Genomic DNA, 19,913 nt, shown 5'->3' on the forward strand with positions numbered 1-19,913 from the left:
TCTCCTGCGCCGGCATTGTTGGCAATAGAATGCGGATGCGGCTTATGACGGCCTGCCTTGCGCTGGCGTTCGCCGTTCCCCAACTCGCCGCCGCCGAGGAGTACCGTCTTGGATCGCAGGACAAGCTGACCATCCGGGTGGCCGAATGGCAGACCGTTGAAGGCACGTTCCGCGACTGGACGGCCGTCAACGGAGAATACACTGTCGGCCCGGCCGGAACATTGTCGGTGCCGTTCGTCGGCGAAATGCCGGCATCCGGCAAGACCACGTCCGAGGTCGCGGCGGCGATCGGCCAGGCGCTCCAGCGCAAGCTCGCTCTGGCGGACCGGCCGGAGGCCTCCGTCGAAATGGCGCAGTACAGGCCGTTCTACATTTCCGGGGAGGTCCAGACCCCCGGCCAGTATCCCTACGTGCCCGAGCTGACCGTCCTGAGGGCGATGAGCATCGCCGGCGGTGTCCGGCGGAGCCCCGAAGGACAGCGGTACGACCGCGACATGATCAATGCGAAGGGTGATTTTGACGTTCTCCAAGACCAAAGGGTCCGACTGATCGTCAGGCGCGCGCGCATCGAAGCGGAGATAGCGGACAAGCCGGCATTCGACGTGCCGAAGGAGGTGGCCGACGATCCGAAGCTGGAGAGCATCGTTGCCGACGAAATGGCGATCCTGACGGCCGATCAACAGAAGCTCAAACTGCGCCTTCAGGCGCTCGACGATTTGAAGAAGCTGTTGCAGAGCGAGATCGATTCGCTGCAGAAAAAGATGGTCAACCAGCAACGGCAGGTCGACCTTGCAAAGGAACAGCTCAGCGGCATCGGTTCGCTGGCGCAGAAAGGCCTTGTCGTCAACACGCGGGTTCTGAATTCGCAACAAACGATCGCCGACCTGGAAGGCAAGATCCTGGATTACGACACGGCCATCCTCACCGCCAAGCAGGCGATCAGCAAGGCCACCCAGGACGCCATCGATCTGGAAAACACCCAGAATGCCAGCCTTGCCGCCGACCGGCAACAGGTCGAATCCGATCTCAGTGAAACGATGCTCAAGATGAACATGCAAACGGGCCTGATGGCTGAAGTCTTGTCGGCGAATCCCGCGTCGCGCCGCTATCGCGACGGCGAAGAGCCACTAATGTCGTTCAGCCTGGTTCGGGTGGTCGACGGCAAGAGCAGCGAAATCAGCGCCAGCGAGGACACGCCCGTGCTGCCCGGAGACGTGATCAAGGTCAAGCTGGCGCCCGTGGCCGTCCAATAGGTCTTCGAGCGATCGGATACAACGTCAGCTGACGCTCAAGGGGAGCGTCATGCCAAGGCCGTCCGCATAGATGCACGCTCCTCGGCGAGGAGTGGCTATCCTTGGGGGAGCATAGTGAATATCTATCGTGCCAGAAGATATATTAAAGGCACAATCGTTACATTCGTTTGGAAAACTAGGGTATCGAAATATTCGATCGAGTTTCGTACTCGGAGTCTCGCCTCATTGTATGAACTGCCATGTGACACCTTGACCATGCGCGAGGCAATGGCCATGCTTGGCACCTCGCGACAAACTGTGTTGCAGCGTGTCAAGCGCGGCGAGCTTGAAGCCATGCACGTCACCAGAGGACAGCAAAAAGGCGTTCGGATCAAAGCGACAGACCGTCAGCCCAACCTCTTCGACCCCGCACCAAGAACCAGGAGGCATTATGACGTACGATCCAAGGATCAACCAAGGTCCTCCTTCGGGGATTCGAATGATGACTAGCGCCTTCTCTTCGGCGAACCGCAAGCTCGCCTTTGCCGTGACACCGGAAAGCTGGAGCTCCATGAAGCTCCATGACACCTTCGACGAGGTCGTCGGCGAGCTGATCAATCGGCCAGCCTGCAAGACGATTCTCGACATCGGTGCAGGCCGGCAGAGTTCCTATGTGCCCCTCATCCGCGACCGCGGCGCGAAATGCCTGATCGGAGTCGACGTCGACGAGGGGGAGCTTTCACTCAACCAGGCGTTGGACCGGGCGATCGTCGCCGACGCCTGCTCGCCGTTCGACCTGCCTGCCTCAAGCGTGGACCTGGCGTTGGCGAAATCTGTGGTCGAGCATTTGCCGAACATTCGGGAGTTCCTGCGGAACGTCAACCAGGTCCTGCGCCCGGGGGGGCACCTCGTGGTCTTCTTCCCGGGCAAGCATGCGCCCTTCGCGATCCTCAACCGCATACTGCCGGAGGGGGTGAAGGAGCGGATTCTCGCCAATCTCGTGCCGGGGCACGAGGGCATCGTCGGCTTCAAAACCTACTATGACAACACGGTCTATTCCGCCTTCACCGCAGCCCTCCTGTCGACGGGGTTCGTCAAGGAGGACGAAAGGGTGAGCTACTTCTCAAGCTCCTATTTCGCTTTCTTCCTGCCAGTCTATGCGCTCAGCCTGCTTCTCGACCTGACGCGGACGGCGTTCGGGATCAAGGAGCTTGCCTCCTACTACATATTCGTCGCGAGGAAGCAGTGAGTAGAGGCGTAGTCAAGCAGAAGTGGAGAGTACAGTGGCTATCAATTCGCGTACTTTGGCGGGAACCGCTCTCCCGGTGGTTTTCTTGGGGTTCGGTTCGTTTGCGGTCCTCGAACTGACGAGCATTTCTCTCTCCCATGCGCAGGAGCCTCAATCCTCCCGCTCGTTCGTGGAGAATTTCGACAAGCTCGACAGGTCACGCTGGTTTGTTTCAGACGGCTGGGTAGCCGGCGAATATCAGAATTGCACCTGGTCCAAGCGTCAGGTGAGCGTGACGGACGGCGTGCTCAAGCTAGGCTTCGCGAAGAGCGAATCTGGCGATAGGGCCTATGCCTGCGGCGAAATCCAGACCAAGCAACGATACGGCCACGGAACCTACGAGGTGCGCATGAAGGCAGCTGCCGGATCGGGTCTCGACCAGGGCTTCTTCACCTATATAGGCCCAGTCGACAAGCAGCCACATGACGAGATCGACTTCGAGGTGCTGGGGAAGGATCCATCGCAAGTGCAGCTCAATTACTATGTTGGTGGCAAAGGTGGTCACGAGAAGCTGGTCCCGGTTCCCGGCGGTGCGGACGCGGGCTTCAACGACTACGCCTTCGTTTGGGAAAAGGACCGCATTCGCTGGTACATAAACGGCGACCTTGTCCGCACCGCCGGCGATCCGGCCGGTCTGCCGAGCCATGCCTCGAAGATCTTCGTGAGCTTGTGGGGTAGCGACACGCTAACCTCCTGGTTGGGACGGTTCGCCGAACCGGACCAGCCACTCGCGCTGGAGATCGACCGCATCGCCTTCACCGTGCTTGGCGACGCTTGCCAGTTTCCAGAGTCGGTTGCCTGCTCCAGCGACTAATCGTCGAATGATTCCAGCAGTTTAGCGTTTTCTGGATGGGTGCCAGTTCGAATTGGATGTGATATGTTTTTCTTTTGCGCCGCAAAAGGAGGTCGTCATGCCGAAAGCACCCGAAATCGACACCTGTGTCTGCACTTTTGGCCGGGCAGAAAAGGCTGCCACGTTGGCGAAGACCCTGCCTCGTAATCTGGCCAGTTCGTCACTCTGATTTTCATCTTCCCGATGCGGTGACGGCCGATAGAATTTGTGTTTGTAGGGCATGGCACAGATCAAGCTGATTGCGATCCCGACTCTCTATCGCCAAACCGTTGACAAAGGATCGATGCACCGACGTTCATGCACAGCGAAAGGGGCGAAATCGTCAAGGGAGAAAGAGAATTTCACAATCTCAGATTTAGTCAGGATGAGGATCCAAGAGGAAGTCTGGAGAAGTGGTATCGAACAATTCGCCATGGTGCTGAACGTCAAGGCGAGGGAAATAAAACGCCTTTCGAAAAACGCGGACGTGCTCGAGTACGGTTGTTCCGATGCGGGTGGTCCCTGCATTCCCTGCACCTGCCCGATCTTTGCCGATCTCTGACGGGGATCGATATTTCGGAAGTAGCAGTAAACAAGGCGAACGAACGGGCGAGCACGCTTGGAAACATGACCGCTACATTCCTGGCGATGAATGCGGAAGCCATGTCCTTCGAGGACAACAGTTCGACCTGGTTTATGGACGCTGGATCATCCATCACTTTGGACGTGGATCGGTGCTTTTCCGAGGTGGTCCCTGTCTTGAAGCCGAACGGCAACGAGCCGATGGACACAATCCTCTCCTGAATGCCTACAGAAGGCGGACACCCCTTCATCCGCACCGCTGATGAACATCCATTGTTAGTTTCGGAATTCGCGTTGGCTCGCCGCTATTTCCGCGATGTCCAGGTGGAATATTTCGGCCTGTGCTCCGTAGGAAGCGCGCTGATGCCGCGAAGCATCTCGGAGACCATGCCCGAATAGTTCGCGAAGCTGCCCAAGATCACAGTCATTTTTTGCTTAGCCCCTTGCGGCTTTTGCTTCCTCGAAATTGTTGACCGTGGTCCACCGGGGAGGGGCGACAGGCACCCTCACCAGCTTGAAATAGCTGTAATACAGAAGGAAGGAGCCCGTGATGTAGGGATTAAATGTATCGATCTCGACGAAGGACCGTATGAACAGAAGCATCATCACGCCGGCGAGAATGACGGACTCGGCTTGCCATGTCCTGAATACCAATGCCGATATGTGGCCCCATAGCGTGCGCAGGATGATCAGCGAAATCAGCGTCGCCCCGACATAACCAAGCTCGACGAGGGCTTCGATGTAGGTGTTGTGGAAGTGGAAGCCGGCTCGGGTCGTGATGTAGAATTCGTTCCAAAGCCGCTCGGCCTCGGCGAAACCCTGCACCCAATAGGCCGCGTAGCCGACACCGAGGATCGGCGCTTGCTGGGCCGCATTCCAGCCCTGATCCCAGATATAGGTCCGTCCGGTGAGTGTGGAATCCTTTCCGAAAGCGCCAAGGACGAAATCCAGAAGTCCCCCGAAGGCAACCACGGTGACCACGACCAGCCCGCCTGCGCCAACCAGGAAAATCACCCGTCGATAGCGGAGCGAAAGCTTCTTGGTCATGGCAAGCAGAGACACCAGAGCAAGAACCGCCGGTACCGAAGTCGTCGAGGTGGCGGAATGCGCAACGAAAAGCATATAGGCCGACAGAATGACGACCGGCGCCGTCAGGAAAAGGCTTACCCGGCCGCGTCTGAGAAAGACAAGGAAGACAATGCAAAAATAGATGCCGAGCGATGCGACAAAGCCGATCTGGTTCTTGGAGCTGAATGCGCCGACGAAATTGTACGTCCCGTCGAGAATATCATAGGAATAGGCCCCGACCTTGAGCGAATAGAGCAGGACGAGGAAAATCCCGATCAGTGAGCCGATCGTTAACGTCCGTACACTGAGGGTGCGCGCTGCAATGTAAGCGCAGGCAATATGAGAGCAATATTGGATCGCCGTCCTCAACGTGATGCCGGGAGCATCCGACCAGAACACCGAGAGGCAGATGTAGATTGCAAACGCCAGCGGGAGCCAGGCGCTGGAGACGTGTCGCAACAGCCGCCGGTAGTCCACCAGGATGAGGGGAAGCCAGACCGCATAATAGGCCAGGATCAGGATTTGGCCGAAAACGGAGGAGTAGGAGAACGCCCAGATCGAAATGGCAACGGCGAACGCGCCGTAGACCGTGTTCTTCTCCGGGTCGACCAACAGAGATTTCGGAATCTTCATCTCGGTAGCGGATTCCCGTCCATCCAGTTCAATGCCGATTCGTCGCCGAGTGTGGGCGCCCTCATTGTGCAGTGCAATATAACCCATCCCCCGCAGCCTGTCACCCAAATGAGGCAAAAACACCTATACGGACACCCCGAAGACGGTGGTAAAAGACCATGAAAGCATGACAGGCGGTGCGGCAAGAACCAACGACTCCTGCCATCCCCTGGCCGGAACCCTCGCTGCGTGTGTCACCGGGAGACTTGGTCTCCCGTCGCCTGCCCGCTGGCCCACGATGAACCTGTTCAGAGTTCCAATCGCGGCTTGAACTTGTCTTCCGTTGACTTCACATTCGCCGCCGGCGGCGCCGCCCACCGCTTGTCTAGATAGCAACAGGGAAACCATATGCCGATGAGTTTTGCGGGACGGTTTGCAGGACGGTCGGCCGTGATCACCGGCGGAGCCTCAGGCATCGGCCTGGCCGTCGCGCAAAGGATCGTCGAAGAGGGCGGGCGCGTTTGCATCTGGGATCGCGATCCCGCCCAGATCGAACAGGCCAAGGCCGTCATTGCCGGCCTGGACGGCGTGACCGTCGATGTCGCCGATGCGGCAGCGGTCGAACACGCCGCCCTTGGCACGGTCGAAGCGCTTGGCGCGGTCGATATCCTGGTCACCAGCGCGGCCATCACCGGACCGAACATGACGACCTGGGACTATTCGGTGGAGGATTGGCGGCGGGTCATCGACATCAACATCAATGGCGTCTTCTACTGCAACAAGGTGCTGGTTCCGCACATGATCGAGCGCAATTACGGCAGGATCGTCAACATCGCCTCGATTGCCGGCAAGGAGGGAAATCCCAACGCGTCGGCCTACAGCACTTCCAAGGCGGCGGTGATCGGCATGACAAAGTCGCTGGGCAAGGAACTGGCCAAGACCAAGGTGACGGTGAACTGCGTCACGCCGGCAGCCGTGCGCACCGCGATCTTCCAGCAGATGAGCCGGGAGCACATCGATTTCATGCTGTCGAAAATTCCGATGGCGCGGTTTGGCGAGGTCGAGGAGGTGGCGGCGCTGATCTCGTGGATCGTTTCCGAGGAATGCTCCTTCACCACCGCGGCCGTCTTCGACGTTTCCGGCGGCCGGGCGACCTATTGAAGCAAGTCGGCGCGATCCGCCGCAGTCGGACGGGAGTTCACTTCGTTTGCTCAGCGCCGAACCGCCACTGTCCGACGAAGACCTGCTCGACCGCTTCCAGCGCGCGGCCTTCGGCTATTTCCTTCAAACCGTGAACCCGCAGAACGGGCTGGTCGCCGACACGTCGCGGCCAAATTGGCCGGCAAGTATCGCGGTCGTCGGCTTCGCCCTGTCCTGCTATCCAATCGGGGTCGAGCGTGGCTGGATGACACGAGACTCGGCCGCGAAGCTGACGCTTGCCGCACTGCGCTTCTTCTGGAACAGCCGGCAAGGCTATGGCGACGACGCCACCGGCCACAGGGGGTTCTACTACCACTTCCTCGATATGCAGACCGGCCAGCGCGTCTGGCGATGCGAATTGTCGATGGTGGACACGGCGCTTTTGATGGCCGGCATACTTGTGGCCGGTGCCTATTTCACAGGCGACAGTGACGAAGAAATCGAAATTCGCGACCTGGCGGAGGTGCTCTACCGACGCGTCGACTGGCGATGGGCGCAGGGCGGCAGTCCGACCTTGCGACAGGGCTGGAAGCCGAAAAGTGGCTTTCTGCGTTATGGCTGGGAAGGCTACAACGAAGCGATGCTGCTCTACATTTTGGCAATGGCCGCCCCGGACACGCCAGCGTCGGACGACAGCTATGCGGGGTGGACGGCGACATATCGGTGGGAAAACATCTACGGTTACGACGTGCTCTATGGCGGCCCGCTGTTCATGCACCAGTTCTCGCATGCCTGGATCGACTTCGACGGCATCCGCGATGCGTTCATGCGGGAGAAGAACTCGGACTATTTCGAAAACAGCCGCCGCTCGACTTTCCTTCACCGGGACTATGCACGGCACAACCCCTCAGGCCACGACGGCTACAGCGAAGAACTTTGGGGGCTTTCGGCGGGTGACGGACCCGGCAATTTTCGCGCGCGGATCGAGCGGCGGCCGCGCAAATTTTCCGGCTACGCAGCGCGCGGCGCACCGTTCGGCCCCGACGACGGAACGATAGCGCCGTGGTCATATCTCGCATCGCTGCCCTTCGCGCCGGAAATCTGCCTGCCGGCGCTGCGCCATCTCGGAGAACGCCACCCCGAGGTGATCGAGAGGTTCAGGATGCCAAGCGGCTTCAACCCGACGCTGGCGAACCGGCGAAAGTTCGGGCCGAGCGGCTGGGTATCGAAAGGGCACTACGGACTGGACCAGGGTATCGTCGTGCTGATGATCGAAAACCACCGCTCGCGCCTGATCTGGAATCTGATGCGGTCAAATCAGCACGTCCGTCATGGCCTGCAAAAGGCCGGGTTCAGCGGCGGTTGGCTGTCGCAGCCGGCGAGCCTCGCGAGACTGCCTGCGTCGGATGACCGATCCATCGAATCGGAAACCACAGCGACCTGATCGAGGATCGACGCGACCTGGCACTTGCACGACCGCCGCGCCGCATCAACGCTTGACGAAAGCCCTATTCGGCTAAAGAAGATTGAAGTGAAATGGCACGGGGGCGGAACACTTCTGGATGTTGCCTAAAATAAAAACGGACTATGCGGTCCGGCTGCTGGGGCGGGGTTACGTATGCCTGCCGCTTCGTGCCGGCGGCAAGCATCTCGACCTCGAGGCCATGGGGTATGATCCGCTGCATTTGCAAACCTGCCGCAAGGACCTGAAGGAGCTCGCCTTCTGTTCCATTGCGTTCCAGCTGTCGCAGAAACCACCGACCGGCGAAGACCTCGAGCGCTGGTTTCACGACTTCGCCGGGAATGTCGGCATATTGGGCGGATTTTCCAACCTGCTGATCCTGGATTTCGACAAGGCCGCCGCATATCGGGACTGGTTTAGCATTCACGGTGAAATTGCAAACCGCACACCGGTCGCAAGGTCCCCGAACGGCTTCCATGTCTATCTGAGGACACGTGAACCGATGGTGTCATCCAGCCTGCATCTCGGCATGCGCCGGGTCGGCCACATCAAGGCGCTTGGCGGTTACGTGGTGGGCAGTCCCTCGGTGCTGAAGGGCGGCTGCTCCTATAGCTGGTTGGAGAACCAGTCGCCGTTCGATGTGGAAGCGCAGCTGGTCGAGAGCCTCGCCGATCTTTCGCTGCGCCCGGTTTCGCCGCTCAAGCATTATTACGATCGTGTGCGAAACCGCGGCTTTTTCGAGCGGCAGTGAGTAAGTCGGGGGAACCGCGATTGGACGTCACGGTCGTCATCCCGGCAAGAAATGCTGCCGCGACGATCGACACCACTCTGCGCAGCCTGATCTCAGGCAGGGATCTGATCGGCGAAATCCTACTGGTCGATGACGGTTCCGACGACCAGACCGCGTCTGCCGCGATCGCAAGCGCGCAGCGATACGGATTGCCGCTGGAGGTCGTGAGCGTCCGCCTCGGCAGCGCTGGCGCCGCGCGCAACGTCGGAATTGCGCGAGCCAGGGGCAAATCCATATTCTTTCTCGATGCTGACGACGAGTTGATGGAGGGGGGCCTGTCGCTTTTACATGACGCCCTCCTGCACAATCCCGAGGCGGGCCTGTCGATCGGGGCCAGCATCCGCCGCACGAACGGACGGCCGGACAAGCTCAAGACCCCGCACGGATACACCAGCGACAGAGCTCAGAACACCAGGCGATATCTTCTCAACGAGCTCTGGCCGATCGCCATGGGAAGCGCGCTGGTCGCGACATCGGCGACGGCCGCAACTCGCTTTCCGGAAGCGATCGGCCTCGACGAAGACACGTGCTACTGGGTGGCCCTGCTCGCGCGCTTCGAGGTGGCAGTCGTCTCGGCTCCGGTGCTGCTCTATCATCACGACGAGCCACGAATGGCGCAGCGCTTCATCGTTGCGCCGCGCAGTACATTTCTTGCCATTGCGCTCGAACTGGACCGGCTGACTGACGTTGGCGTCGAGAGGGAGGCCGTTCAATGGCGAAAGTCGTGGATCGCACAGCGGATTTCACGGCAGCTCATCAAGCACAGAAGATACGCCGACGCGGCAGGCATGATGCGGGCCGTTCGCGCCCATAAAGCCTCCGGCCGGAGCTGGAAGGCCTTACAGTACAGCGCCCGGATCCACGTTGGAGCAATGACTGAAAAGCACGGGCCGGATGCAAAGGTCGCCACCCTCAGCCACGGCAAGGAGCGGCGCACGCTGGTGCTGTCCTACGATCCGGCTTTCCCGCCTGCCTCGGGCGCGGATCTCAGGAATCATCGCAACGCCGTGGCTGCGGCGGGATTCGGGCCGGTCTGCCTTGTCTCGATCCGGCCGCCAGCCGATCCGTCGAAACCGGCCGATCACCGTATTCAAACAGTTGCCTTGACGATAGCGGGGGAAGCCCGCACGGCTTCGGTCGGCTGGTGGAGGATCCGTGCCGAGAACCGAATTCCCCGCATTGCACTGAGACGTCTCGAGGCGATTGTCCGCGAATTCGTCCCGGACAGCATCGTGGTCGAGGGCATCGGGCTGTTCAAACTGCTGCGGCGCCTGCGGCCCTTGGCAGGGCAGCTCATTCTCGACATGCACAATGTCGAGTCCGACCTGGCGGGACAGTTGCATCGCGCCGACGGCACCAGATCGACGCCGCCCATCGCCGCCGCCCTTGGCGTCAGGCGCCTCGAAAGAAAGGCGCTGGCTATCGTCGACAGGGCCTGGGTCTGCTCAAGGCAGGACCACGAAAGGCTGGCGGCTCACTTCCCGCACAACGTGTCGATCGATATCGTGCCGAACGGCATCCCGCGTTTCGAGGACATTCCCGTGGATCTGCCGGCGAAGGCAGCGACGTCCGGCGGCTTTCCGATCATCCTGTTTGCCGGCCATCTCGGATACAAGCCAAACATCGATGCCGCCGAACGATTGGCCGTCATAATCCTGCCCCGCATCCGGCAACGATTGCCGACCGCGAAACTGGTCCTTGCCGGCCGATATCCAAAGCCGGCCGTGAAAGCGTTGACCGGACTGCAAGGCGTGGACCTCGTGGAAAATCCGGACGATATGCGGCCGCTGCTGTCGCGCGCGCATCTCAGCATCATTCCGCTTTCGGCAGGCGGCGGCACGCGCATCAAGGTTCTCGAAGCGATGGCCTGGGGCATTCCGGTGATTGCGACGCCGCTGGCGGTCGAGGGCCTGGACCTGGTCGAAAATGAAGAGGTGCTTCTATCGGATTCGGATGAGCGGCTTGCCGACATGGCCATCGAGCTTTGTCTGGACCGGGCGCGCATGGCGAACCAGCGTGCCCGGGCGCATGAGGCCGTATGGTCCAGGTTCGGTCCTGACGCCATTCGCAATGCCGTCCGCGGCGGCTTCGGGCTGGACAATGCCGGCGCATGATATCAACGCTTTTTCCAAAAAACCGGTCGATGAGCTGCCGATGATCCCGCCCATCCTGCACCAGACGTGGAAGACCGACAGCGTCCCTGTCCGCTTCAAGGAGTATGTCGAAAGCTGGAAACGGCACCATCCCGGCTGGACGACGATGTTCTGGAGCGACCGGATGCTGCTCGAGTTCGTCGCCGAGCATTATCCGGATTTCCTGCCGATCTTTTGCAGCTATTCGAACGGTGTGATGCGCGCCGATGCGGCACGCTACCTGCTGCTCTATCATTTTGGCGGGGTCTACGCCGACATCGATTGCGAATGCGTCGCCCCTTTCGATGCGATCATGAGCGAGGACCGGATCGTGCTCTGCAAGGAGCCGGATACGCACGCGCTCGTCCAGGCAAAGTTTCGCGGCCTGCCCTATTTGCTGTTCAACGGCACGATGGCGAGCCCACCCCGGCATACTTTCTGGCAGGAGGTCCTGTCGCTATTGCCGGGGCTGGTCCATGCCAAGGAAGCGGTCGACGCGACCGGCCCCTGTGTGCTAACCTCGGCGCAACTCGGTTATGGCGACCAAGCCGCCTTCGCGATACACGCTTCCAGCTTGTTTGCGCCTATGGACTCGGCCGGACGCACGGAGATGCCGGTTGGCAACGGGGCGCAGACGCTGTCGATCCATCATTGGGCCGGCACATGGTGGACGCCGCGGCCCGCAGCGCGGTGGCGGGACACGATCCGCAGTCACGCCTATCGGTTCTGGCACCATCTGACACGCGGCGCGCATCTCGACGAGGCCGCGGCGAAGGCGAGCGTCAGCCAGGCAGCGCTTTCTGCAGCGCCGCCGTCAGGCCCGAATGTCGCCATTCTGGTGCCGCTGCGCGATGCGGCCGACCATATCCCGCCGTTCCTCGACGCGTTGCAGACGCTCGACTACCCCAAGGACCGGATCAAACTGGTCTTCTGCGAGGGCGACAGTTCGGACGGGAGCTGGGAAAGGCTGCGGGCGGCAGTTGCGCCGCTTGCCGGCAGCTATCGTGGCGTCGTCCTGCTGCAAAAGCATGTGGGCACACGCCTCGACCGGGCTAAGCGAACGAAACCGCGACAGCAGCGTGAGAGACGGGGCGCCATTGCCAAGGTGCGCAACCACCTGATCGATCACGGGCTGGATGCCGACGATGCCTGGGCGCTGTGGATCGACATCGATGTGTGGCGATTTCCAAGCGATGTCTTGAACCGGCTGATCGGAAGCGGGCATCGCATCGCGGTTCCTAACTGTGTGAAGATCGTCGGCGGCGACAGCTTCGACCTCAACAGCTTCGTCACCACCCAGCCCGAAAAAAACTATCGCTACTATCGTGAAATACGCGGCGGCCTTTACCAGCCGCCTGCCTATTTCATAGGCCGTCTTCACCTCAGCGACGTTCGCCATCTCGAAAGCATCGGTCTCGATGGGGTCGGTGGAACCATGCTTCTCGTCGACGCCGCTTTGCATGCCGGCGGTCTTCGGTTCCCGGAAATTCCCTACCGCGATCTGATCGAAACCGAAGGCTTTGGCGCTCTCGCCAACGATCTGGGCATCAGGCCCGTCGGTCTTCCCAAGCTTGAGATACTTCATGTTCCGTGGTGATTGGGACTGACCGGCGCTGCTCGAGCTCTTGCCGGATGGGTTCCAGATAGGCTTGCGGCCGCAACCGTTGCCAGAGGTAATCGCGATCGGTCAGATGCGCGACCTGGCCGACCCACCGCTCCATCATTTCGGGGTCTCGAACCTGGTGCCAATCATCGACTATGATGACGGGCAACCCTTCATAGAGAGGATCGAGCGGCGACGTCTTTGTCACGACGATGCAGCCCAGATAAAGCAGTTCCCACGTCCTGTGGCAATCGAGGCCGCTTCCAGCCGTCGAAAGGACCAGCGGGTACTGTGCGTAGCGCTCCCAGATCGAGCGTTGCGACAGCCGCTTGCCAAGAAAATCGACATGCGGGCATCCCTTCAGGGCATCGACCAGGTCCCGTCGCCCCCTCGGACCCCTGCTCAAGTTGAGATCGCAGAATATTCTGAGCGGACGGCGCTCCGGCGCGTCCTGCCGACGGCGAATGGCTTCGAGGAGTCTCGCAAGCTGTCCGGGCGTGCTGAAGCTGCGCAGAGTGTGGAGATCGAGCCCGATTGGGAAAGGTTTGAGCTTGGGGTGATCGCCATCGCAATTCTGGGTGTACCAGGACACCAGAAAGGGACTGGCAAGAAGCCGCTCGGCGGTATCCTTCGCAAGATTTGACGGCACCGACGCGTCGCCATCCGTCGTCACCAGCGCAAACGGCGCCTTGATGGCCGGCAGGATCGCTTCGGCGAAAATGTCGAGATCGCAGACACGCGATTCCCTGGCCCGGGTGCTCAGGCGTAGCCAGATCACGCCATGTGCACCGCTATAGTGCTTGCGGAAGAATGCCTCCGTCTGTACCGATTCGGTCGGTGCGTATCGATACCAGCGTGGACCTGCAAAATCGCAGAAGGAGCCGACCCCCTTGGACCATAACAGCGGAGGAACACGGAGAAAGGGCAGCGCGGCGGAATGAACCGCCTTTTTCAAAACCTCTCGCCGACGAAACTTGCCCATCCGCGATGGACTAGCCCAGGCACCGGCGCCATTGCAATGTCGGGCACGAAAATGTTCCGCCGCCGCCGCATTCCCTAAATTGTCACCTCGGGCCGTGGTTTTTCCGCCGGCGATGCAGCCGGCTCCGCTTGGCCCGCTTCGCGTCGACTTGCTTAGCCGGCGAATGTGTAGGCGGTTTTCACCGTCGTGTAGAATTCTGCCGCGTAGCGGCCCTGCTCACGCGGGCCGTAGCTCGATCCCTTGCGCCCGCCGAAAGGCACGTGGAAGTCGACGCCCGCCGTCGGCAGGTTGACCATCACCATGCCGGCCTCCGAATTGCGCTTGAAATGCGTGGCGTGCTTGAGGCTCGACGTGCAGATGCCCGACGTCAGGCCGAAAGGCGTATCGTTGGCCACCGCCAATGCCTCGTCGTAGTCCTTGACGCGGATGACGTTGGCTACAGGCCCGAATATCTCCTCGCGCGAGATGCGCATGGCGTTGGTGGCTTCGGTGAAAAGCGCCGGCTGCAGGTAAAAGCCGCGGGCTTCGCGATCGAGCCGCTCGCCACCGAAGGCGAGATCGGCGCCTTCCTGGCGGCCGATAGCGATATAGTCTTCGTCCTGTTTCAACTGGCTCTGGTCAACGACCGGTCCGATCTGGGTTTTCGCATCGAGAGCGTCGCCGACGACCAGCTTGCCCAGGCGATCTTTCATCGCGTCGACGAAGCGATCATGGATGCCGTCCGTCACAACCAGTCGGGATGACGCCGTGCAGCGCTGGCCGGTCGAGAAGTATGCGCCGTTGATCGCGCAATCGACGGCCGTGCCGAGGTCGGCATCGTCGAGCACGACAAGCGGGTTCTTGCCGCCCATTTCCAGCTGGAACTTGCGCATGTGCTCGACGCTCGCCGCAGCCACGCGCTTGCCAGTGCCCACCGAGCCGGTGAAGGTGATGGCATTGAGGTCGGGGCTGTCGAGCATGGCCTGGCCGACCACCGAACCCTTGCCCATGACGAGATTGAGCACCCCCTTCGGCAGGCCGGCGCGATGCAGGATGTCGACAATGGCCCAGGCGCTCTCCGGAACCAGGTCGGCCGGCTTGAAAACAACGGTGTTGCCGTAAGCCAGAGCCGGGGCGATCTTCCAGGCGGGGATGGCGATCGGGAAGTTCCACGGCGTGATGATGCCGACAACGCCGACCGCCTCCCGCGTGATCTCGACACCGACGCCGGGCCGCACGCTCGGAACCAGTTCGCCCGACAGGCGCAGCGTCTCGCCGGCAAAGAAGTCGAATATCTGGGCGGCCCGCACGGTCTCGCCAACGCCCTCGACCAGCGTCTTGCCTTCCTCGCGTGCCAGATTGCGGCCCAATTCGTCCTTGCGCACCATAATCTCGTCCGACGCCTTCTTCAGTACCGCATGACGCGCCAGCGGACCCGATCGGGACCACGCCGGAAAAGCTTGTTTCGCTGCTGTGATCGCCTGCCGAGCCTGATCCGCGCCTGCCGACGCATACTCGCCAACCACGTCGTCGAGATTGGATGGGTTGATGTTGCGGGAGGCGGCGTCGCCCACCCACTCGCCATCGATGAGGTTCTTTCGAAACGGGATCATGTCGCTGTCTTCCTTGTCGTCGTTCGATTGCCGTCTATCTGGACCACCAGCCGCCACACCGCAAGGCCGCCGGCGGCAAAGTTCTCCTCCTCGACAGGCATGTGCTAGACGTCGAGATGCCAAAGCATGATTCTCGAAGGGCGCGACCCGGGCCGCGCCGGGAGGAGGCCCCATGTCCGACAGCGCCTTACCGCTGGTGATCAGCGCGCCCGAACCGCGCACGCTCGACCTGATCTTCACGCCGCAGGCGCTGGCGAGATTCCGCGCCACATACCGCATCGTCGAAACGACGCCTGAAGGCGTTGCGACCCTCCCAACCGACGTGCTTGCCGAGGCGCGCTACATCGTCGGCCAGCCGCCAATCGCGCCGGAGACGCTGGAAAGGATGACGGCGCTGCGCTGCGTCTTCAATGTCGAGAGCAACCTCATCAACAACATGCCGTATGAGACGCTGTTTTCGCGGGGCATCCATGTCGTCACCACCGGCATGGTCTTCGCCGAGCCCGTTGCCGAGCTCGGCCTTGCCATGGCGCTCAACCTCGCCCGCGACATCGTCGACGCCGATCTCGCCTTCCGGCAGGGCAGGGAACTTTGGGGCGGCGACGGCAACCAGACGGCGCGGCTGCTCTCCGGCGCGGATATCGGCATCATCGGCTTCGGCGATCTCGGCCGCGCGCTCAACCGGCTGCTGTCGGGCTTTCGCACGCAGACCAAGGTCTTCGATCCGTGGCTGCCGCCGTCGATCCTGATCGAGAACGGTGTCGAGCCGGCCTCGCTCGACGCGGTTTTGTCGACCAGCGACTTCGTCTTCGTCGTCGCTTCGGTGACCAGCGAAAACCAGGGTTTTCTCGGCGCCGAGGCCTTTGCCAAGATGCGCAAGGGAGCCGCCTTCATCCTGCTCAGCCGTGCCGGCGTGGTCGATTTTCCGGAATTGATGGACGCCGTTCGGAGCGGCCACATCGTCGCCGCCAGCGACGTGTTTCCGGAAGAACCGCTGGCGCAGGACCATCCCGTGCGTTTGCTGCCCGGCTTCCTGCGCTCCGCCCATCGGGCCGGCGCGCTCGAGGTCGCCTTCAAGCGCATGGGCGATATGGTTTTGGAGGACATGGACCTGATCGACCGCGGCCTGCCGCCGATGCGTTCGAAGCGGGCCGAACGCGAGACTGTTTCGCGCATGCGCTCGAAGCCGGTCGACAAGAACTGAGCCGGCAGAGTCAGCACCTGCGCGGTCTCTCATATGGTGAACCACCAGAACAGGCACGCCAGCGTCGCTGCGGCGAAGACGACGAAGAACAGGCTTCTCAGCAGGATATTGCGGCGCAGTTCGTTCATGAAGAGATGGCATCCGACGACGGCTGCGACAAACAGGAAGCGCCAGTTCAGCAGTGCCGGCAAAATGCCGCCCTGACCGGAAGCCCATCTGGCGACGAGACAACCAATGATGGTCGCGAACAACACGATCATCGCCCAGAAGATGGCATCCGCGGCATGTGTCAGGACGATACCGGCGACCCTGATCGGCAGGATCATCATCAGAAGCGCGCTGAAGAAATAGACTGATGCAAGCGGGATGAACGTCCCGGCATCGGCAATGCCGTCCAGGCGCTTGGCGCCGATCGCGCCGAACGGATAACCATGCCTCGCCACCGCCAGGCTCAGCGCCATCAGCAATGCCGTCAGCACGGCGACCAGTGCGAATGAAGTGAGGGCCTTGCTCATGCCGTTTCCTGTCTCACGTTCCCTGTCCTAGGCGAATCGAACAAGGACGTTGGTAGCCCACGGTTGTAAATTGCTGGTAAGCGTCAAAGCAACGCGGTGACAGCTTTGTCGGACGGCCTTTACGGCAGAACCGTTCCGGCCACATGAAATTCAACAGCGGCCGCGCCCTCACTCCGCCGCTTGAAGGCGTCGCGCATCGATGATGGTTCTGATCTCGGCGCGGCAGGAGCCGCAATTGGTGCCGGCATTCAGGGCGGCGCCGATCGCTTCAACGCTGGTGCAGCCGCCGCTCACCGCTTCCGCGATCTGATTGGCGCCAACCCCGAAACAGGAGCATACGATGGCGCCACGGTCGACGCGATTGCCGCTCGGCCGCCCGGCTACGATCGCCAGCCGCCCGCGCCGATCGGCATGGTCCATGTTCAACTGCTCCACCGCCCAGCTACGCGACACGGCGACCGGCTTGGGCGCAAGATAGAGCGCGCCAGCCAGGTGGCTGCCGGCGAAGCGGGCGAAGCGATAGTGCCCGCCGGCGACGTCATGATAGGCGAGCGTCTCGCCTAGCGCGTCCGCCCCGAGAAGCGAAGCCGCGAAAGCCGGCCAGTCCCGGCCAGCCTTCAATGCAAGCTCAAGGCGCCAGCCGGCGGCGCAGCGGGCGAGGCTCCAATAGTCGGCGTCGATCGAGGCCGGCCGTTCGGCAAGGACCGCGAAGCCGAAAGCGACCGCAGCGAAGCGCTCCACGCGGGCGGCACCGTTCTTCGAGGCCGGCTGGCCTGAAATCGCATCGGTGATGGGCGCCACTAGCGCATCGACGCGAGCGCGCGCGGAAAACTGGTCCGTCCAGTGCATCGGCACGAAGACCGAGCCGGGCCGCTGCCGCGCTGTCACCAGCGCGCGAAGCAGCACATCGCCATGCGCGGTCGAGACGCGCACGATGTCGGCGTCGCCGACACCGAAATGCTGCGCATCCGCCGGGTGGATTTCGACGAAGGGCTCGGCCATGTGCTGGGACAGTCGCGAGCTTTTTCCCGTCCGCGTCATGGTGTGCCAGTGGTCGCGAACCCGCCCGGTGTTGAGGACCAGCGGGAAGTCGGGACTGATGCGGGTTTGCGCCGTTGGGCGGATGGCGATGAAGCGCGCCTTGCGGTCGGGCGTGTAGAAATTGCCGTTGGCGAAGAAGCGCGTGGCAGGTGGGGTGCGTCCAGTTTGGATGCCCTTCTGCGCTTGAACATCCCCCTCCATCAGGCTCGACGCTGGCCACTGGAATGGAGCCAGCACATCGTATCCCGCCGTATCGATCTCGGCATAAGCGCCGATATCGAAATCCCGAACTCCGTCATTCTCGAATGCCGAGAGTGCGGCATGCTCGGCGAAAATCTCCGCCGGCGACGCATGCGAAAACGCCTCGCCAAAACCCATCCGCCTGGCCACTTCCGCGATCATCCGCCAATCCGGCCGCGCCTCGCCGGGCGCCGGCAAAAAAGCGCGCTGGCGCGAGATACGGCGCTCCGAATTGGTGACGGTGCCGTCCTTTTCGCCCCATGCGGTGGCAGGCAGCCGGACATGGGCGTGGCGGACCGTGTCGGTCCTGGCCATTACATCCGACACCACGACAAACGGGCAGGCCTTGATCGCCGCTTCGACGGCATCGGCATCCGGCATCGAATCGACCGGGTTTGTCGCCATGATCCACAGCGCCTTGATGCGCCCGTCGGCCACCGCCTGGAACATCTCGACCGCCTTCAGGCCGGGTTTTTCGGCGACGGCCGGCGCGCTCCAGAATCGCCGTACGCGGTCGCGATGTTCGGGGTTTTCGATCTCCATATGGGCGGCCAGCATGTTGGCCATGCCGCCGACCTCGCGGCCACCCATGGCGTTTGGCTGGCCGGTCACCGAGAACGGCCCAGCGCCGGGCTTGCCGACACGGCCGGTGGCGAGATGACAGTTGATGATGGCGTTGACCTTGTCGGTGCCCCAGGACGACTGGTTCACACCCTGGCTGTAGACCGTCACCGTCTTCGCCGTCGTGACAAACAGGCTGTAGAAGTGGGCAAGCTCATCCTCGCCGAGGCCCGTGGCGGTGGCGATGCCGGCAAGGTCGAACGACGAGGCGGCGGCAGTCGCGTCGTCAAAGCCCGTCGTGTGCCCTGCGATATAGGCGCGATCGATGACACCGTGCCGGTCGAGATAGGCAAGCAGGCCGGTGAACAGCGCGACGTCGCCATCGGGGGCGATCGCCAGATGCATGTCGGCGAGATCTGCGGTCATGGTGCGGCGCGGGTCGATCAGCACCACCTTCATCTCGGGCCGCTTTTCCCGGGCAGCGGCAATGCGCTGGTAAAGCACCGGATGGCACCAGGCGAGATTGGAGCCGACCAGCACGACCAAGTCGGCAAGCTCCAGATCCTCATAACTGCCCGGCACGGTATCGGAGCCGAAGGCGCGGCGATGGCCGGCGACCGACGAGGCCATGCACAGGCGCGAGTTGGTGTCGATATTGGCCGAGCCGATGAAGCCTTTCATCAGCTTGTTGGCGACGTAATAGTCCTCGGTCAGCAGCTGCCCCGAGACGTAGAAGGCGACCGCGTCGGGGCCATGCTCGGCGATGGTTCGCGAAAAGGTCGAGGCGACGAGGTCGAGCGCTTCGTCCCAGCCGGTGCGGCGATTGTGGATCTCCGGATAGAGCAGCCTGCCGTCGAGGTCGAGCGTCTCGGCCAGTGCCGAGCCCTTGGAACAGAGCCGGCCGAAATTGGCCGGATGGTCAGGATCGCCGCGGACGGTCACTTCACCGTCCGCGGCGACCTTCGCCAGCACGCCGCAGCCCACCCCGCAATAGGGGCAGGTGGTCCTCACCTCGCGCGCTTCGTCGATCTTCATGC

General features: G+C 61.8%; 16 protein-coding genes and 1 pseudogene. 11 read left to right on the forward strand and 6 right to left on the reverse strand.

Going from position 1 to position 19,913, the window contains the following annotated elements:
- Positions 1-44: 44 nt before the first annotated feature.
- From AC0NID_RS03460 to exoK, 4 genes are all read left to right on the forward strand, one after another.
- Positions 45-1,253 (forward strand): polysaccharide biosynthesis/export family protein, encoded by a 1,209-nt coding sequence (locus AC0NID_RS03460; protein ID WP_473450836.1) that lies wholly within the window; start codon positions 45-47, stop codon positions 1,251-1,253.
- A 273-nt stretch (positions 1,254-1,526) separates the two neighbouring features.
- Entirely contained in the window at positions 1,527-1,742 is a 216-nt protein-coding gene (locus AC0NID_RS03465) for a hypothetical protein (protein WP_473451487.1), read from the forward strand.
- On the forward strand, positions 1,735-2,481 hold the full coding sequence (locus tag AC0NID_RS03470) for a class I SAM-dependent methyltransferase (protein ID WP_473522213.1): 747 nt from the start codon (positions 1,735-1,737) through the stop codon (positions 2,479-2,481). Before AC0NID_RS03465 ends, AC0NID_RS03470 begins: the two co-directional genes overlap by 8 nt.
- 34 nt (positions 2,482-2,515) lie before the next feature.
- Positions 2,516-3,334: an endo-1,3-1,4-beta-glycanase ExoK gene (gene exoK, locus AC0NID_RS03475; protein WP_473450838.1), complete on the forward strand. Its 819-nt coding sequence runs from the start codon at positions 2,516-2,518 to the stop codon at positions 3,332-3,334.
- A 151-nt stretch (positions 3,335-3,485) separates the two neighbouring features.
- Here exoK and AC0NID_RS03480 read toward each other — a convergent pair.
- A pseudogene (locus AC0NID_RS03480) lies at positions 3,486-3,595 on the reverse strand (IS5/IS1182 family transposase); the annotation flags it as partial.
- Between the two features lie 75 nt (positions 3,596-3,670).
- On the opposite strand from AC0NID_RS03480, the gene AC0NID_RS03485 reads away from it, so the two are divergent.
- Entirely contained in the window at positions 3,671-4,156 is a 486-nt protein-coding gene (locus tag AC0NID_RS03485; RefSeq protein WP_473450840.1) for a class I SAM-dependent methyltransferase, read from the forward strand.
- 213 nt (positions 4,157-4,369) lie between these two features.
- Here the strand turns inward: AC0NID_RS03485 and AC0NID_RS03490 are convergent, their stop codons facing one another.
- Positions 4,370-5,635 carry an O-antigen ligase family protein gene (locus tag AC0NID_RS03490; protein ID WP_473450842.1) on the reverse strand — a complete coding sequence of 422 codons (1,266 nt, stop codon included), beginning with the start codon at positions 5,633-5,635 and terminating at the stop codon, positions 4,370-4,372.
- A 387-nt stretch (positions 5,636-6,022) separates the two neighbouring features.
- On the opposite strand from AC0NID_RS03490, the gene AC0NID_RS03495 reads away from it, so the two are divergent.
- The 5 genes from AC0NID_RS03495 to AC0NID_RS03515 all read left to right on the forward strand — a co-directional run bounded on the left by AC0NID_RS03495 (position 6,023) and on the right by AC0NID_RS03515 (position 12,735).
- On the forward strand, positions 6,023-6,775 hold the full coding sequence (locus tag AC0NID_RS03495; RefSeq protein WP_473450844.1) for an SDR family oxidoreductase: 753 nt from the start codon (positions 6,023-6,025) through the stop codon (positions 6,773-6,775).
- A gap of 46 nt (positions 6,776-6,821) precedes the next feature.
- Entirely contained in the window at positions 6,822-8,198 is a 1,377-nt protein-coding gene (locus tag AC0NID_RS03500) for a glucoamylase family protein (protein ID WP_473450846.1), read from the forward strand.
- 118 nt (positions 8,199-8,316) lie between these two features.
- Complete coding sequence (locus AC0NID_RS03505) at positions 8,317-8,967, forward strand: bifunctional DNA primase/polymerase (RefSeq protein ID WP_473450848.1); 651 nt, start codon at positions 8,317-8,319, stop codon at positions 8,965-8,967.
- A gap of 20 nt (positions 8,968-8,987) precedes the next feature.
- Positions 8,988-11,120: a glycosyltransferase gene (locus AC0NID_RS03510; RefSeq protein WP_473450850.1), complete on the forward strand. Its 2,133-nt coding sequence runs from the start codon at positions 8,988-8,990 to the stop codon at positions 11,118-11,120.
- A 40-nt stretch (positions 11,121-11,160) separates the two neighbouring features.
- Positions 11,161-12,735, forward strand: a complete 1,575-nt coding sequence (locus AC0NID_RS03515) for a glycosyltransferase (protein ID WP_473450852.1) — start codon at positions 11,161-11,163, stop codon at positions 12,733-12,735.
- On the opposite strand, the gene AC0NID_RS03520 is transcribed toward AC0NID_RS03515, so the two are convergent.
- The gene (locus tag AC0NID_RS03520) at positions 12,686-13,519 is read right to left on the reverse strand and encodes a hypothetical protein (protein WP_473450854.1); all 834 of its coding nucleotides are present in this window, start codon (positions 13,517-13,519) and stop codon (positions 12,686-12,688) included. The two genes, AC0NID_RS03515 and AC0NID_RS03520, sit on opposite strands and share 50 nt — an antisense overlap.
- Before the next feature lie 356 nt (positions 13,520-13,875).
- Complete coding sequence (locus tag AC0NID_RS03525; protein WP_473451490.1) at positions 13,876-15,312, reverse strand: aldehyde dehydrogenase family protein; 1,437 nt, start codon at positions 15,310-15,312, stop codon at positions 13,876-13,878.
- Positions 15,313-15,487: 175 nt separating this feature from the next.
- Between AC0NID_RS03525 and AC0NID_RS03530 the strand changes: the two genes are divergently transcribed.
- On the forward strand, positions 15,488-16,519 hold the full coding sequence (locus tag AC0NID_RS03530; RefSeq protein ID WP_473450856.1) for a hydroxyacid dehydrogenase: 1,032 nt from the start codon (positions 15,488-15,490) through the stop codon (positions 16,517-16,519).
- Between the two features lie 29 nt (positions 16,520-16,548).
- Here AC0NID_RS03530 and AC0NID_RS03535 read toward each other — a convergent pair whose 3' ends face one another.
- Both AC0NID_RS03535 and AC0NID_RS03540 read right to left on the reverse strand, forming a co-directional pair.
- Positions 16,549-17,034, reverse strand: coding sequence for a hypothetical protein (locus AC0NID_RS03535; RefSeq protein WP_473450858.1), 486 nt, complete (start codon positions 17,032-17,034; stop codon positions 16,549-16,551).
- Positions 17,035-17,202: 168 nt separating this feature from the next.
- Positions 17,203-19,911: a nitrate reductase gene (locus tag AC0NID_RS03540; RefSeq protein ID WP_473450860.1), complete on the reverse strand. Its 2,709-nt coding sequence runs from the start codon at positions 19,909-19,911 to the stop codon at positions 17,203-17,205.
- Between the last annotated feature and the right edge of the window lie 2 nt (positions 19,912-19,913).

It is taken from the genome of Mesorhizobium sp. WSM4821 (assembly GCF_055901555.1).

Excerpts from the sequence above, each read along its gene's own strand:
- AC0NID_RS03460 (WP_473450836.1), top strand. The coding sequence starts at position 45 with ATGACGGCCTGCCTTGCGCTGGCGTTCGCCGTTCCCCAACTCGCCGCC.
- AC0NID_RS03465 (WP_473451487.1), top strand. The coding sequence starts at position 1,527 with ATGCTTGGCACCTCGCGACAAACTGTGTTGCAGCGTGTCAAGCGCGGC.
- AC0NID_RS03470 (WP_473522213.1), top strand. The coding sequence starts at position 1,735 with ATGACTAGCGCCTTCTCTTCGGCGAACCGCAAGCTCGCCTTTGCCGTG.
- AC0NID_RS03485 (WP_473450840.1), top strand. The coding sequence starts at position 3,671 with ATGCACAGCGAAAGGGGCGAAATCGTCAAGGGAGAAAGAGAATTTCAC.
- AC0NID_RS03490 (WP_473450842.1), bottom strand. The coding sequence starts at position 5,635 with ATGAAGATTCCGAAATCTCTGTTGGTCGACCCGGAGAAGAACACGGTC.
- AC0NID_RS03495 (WP_473450844.1), top strand. The coding sequence starts at position 6,023 with ATGCCGATGAGTTTTGCGGGACGGTTTGCAGGACGGTCGGCCGTGATC.
- AC0NID_RS03505 (WP_473450848.1), top strand. The coding sequence starts at position 8,317 with ATGTTGCCTAAAATAAAAACGGACTATGCGGTCCGGCTGCTGGGGCGG.
- AC0NID_RS03515 (WP_473450852.1), top strand. The coding sequence starts at position 11,161 with ATGATCCCGCCCATCCTGCACCAGACGTGGAAGACCGACAGCGTCCCT.
- AC0NID_RS03530 (WP_473450856.1), top strand. The coding sequence starts at position 15,488 with ATGTCCGACAGCGCCTTACCGCTGGTGATCAGCGCGCCCGAACCGCGC.
- AC0NID_RS03535 (WP_473450858.1), bottom strand. The coding sequence starts at position 17,034 with ATGAGCAAGGCCCTCACTTCATTCGCACTGGTCGCCGTGCTGACGGCA.
- AC0NID_RS03540 (WP_473450860.1), bottom strand. The coding sequence starts at position 19,911 with ATGAAGATCGACGAAGCGCGCGAGGTGAGGACCACCTGCCCCTATTGC.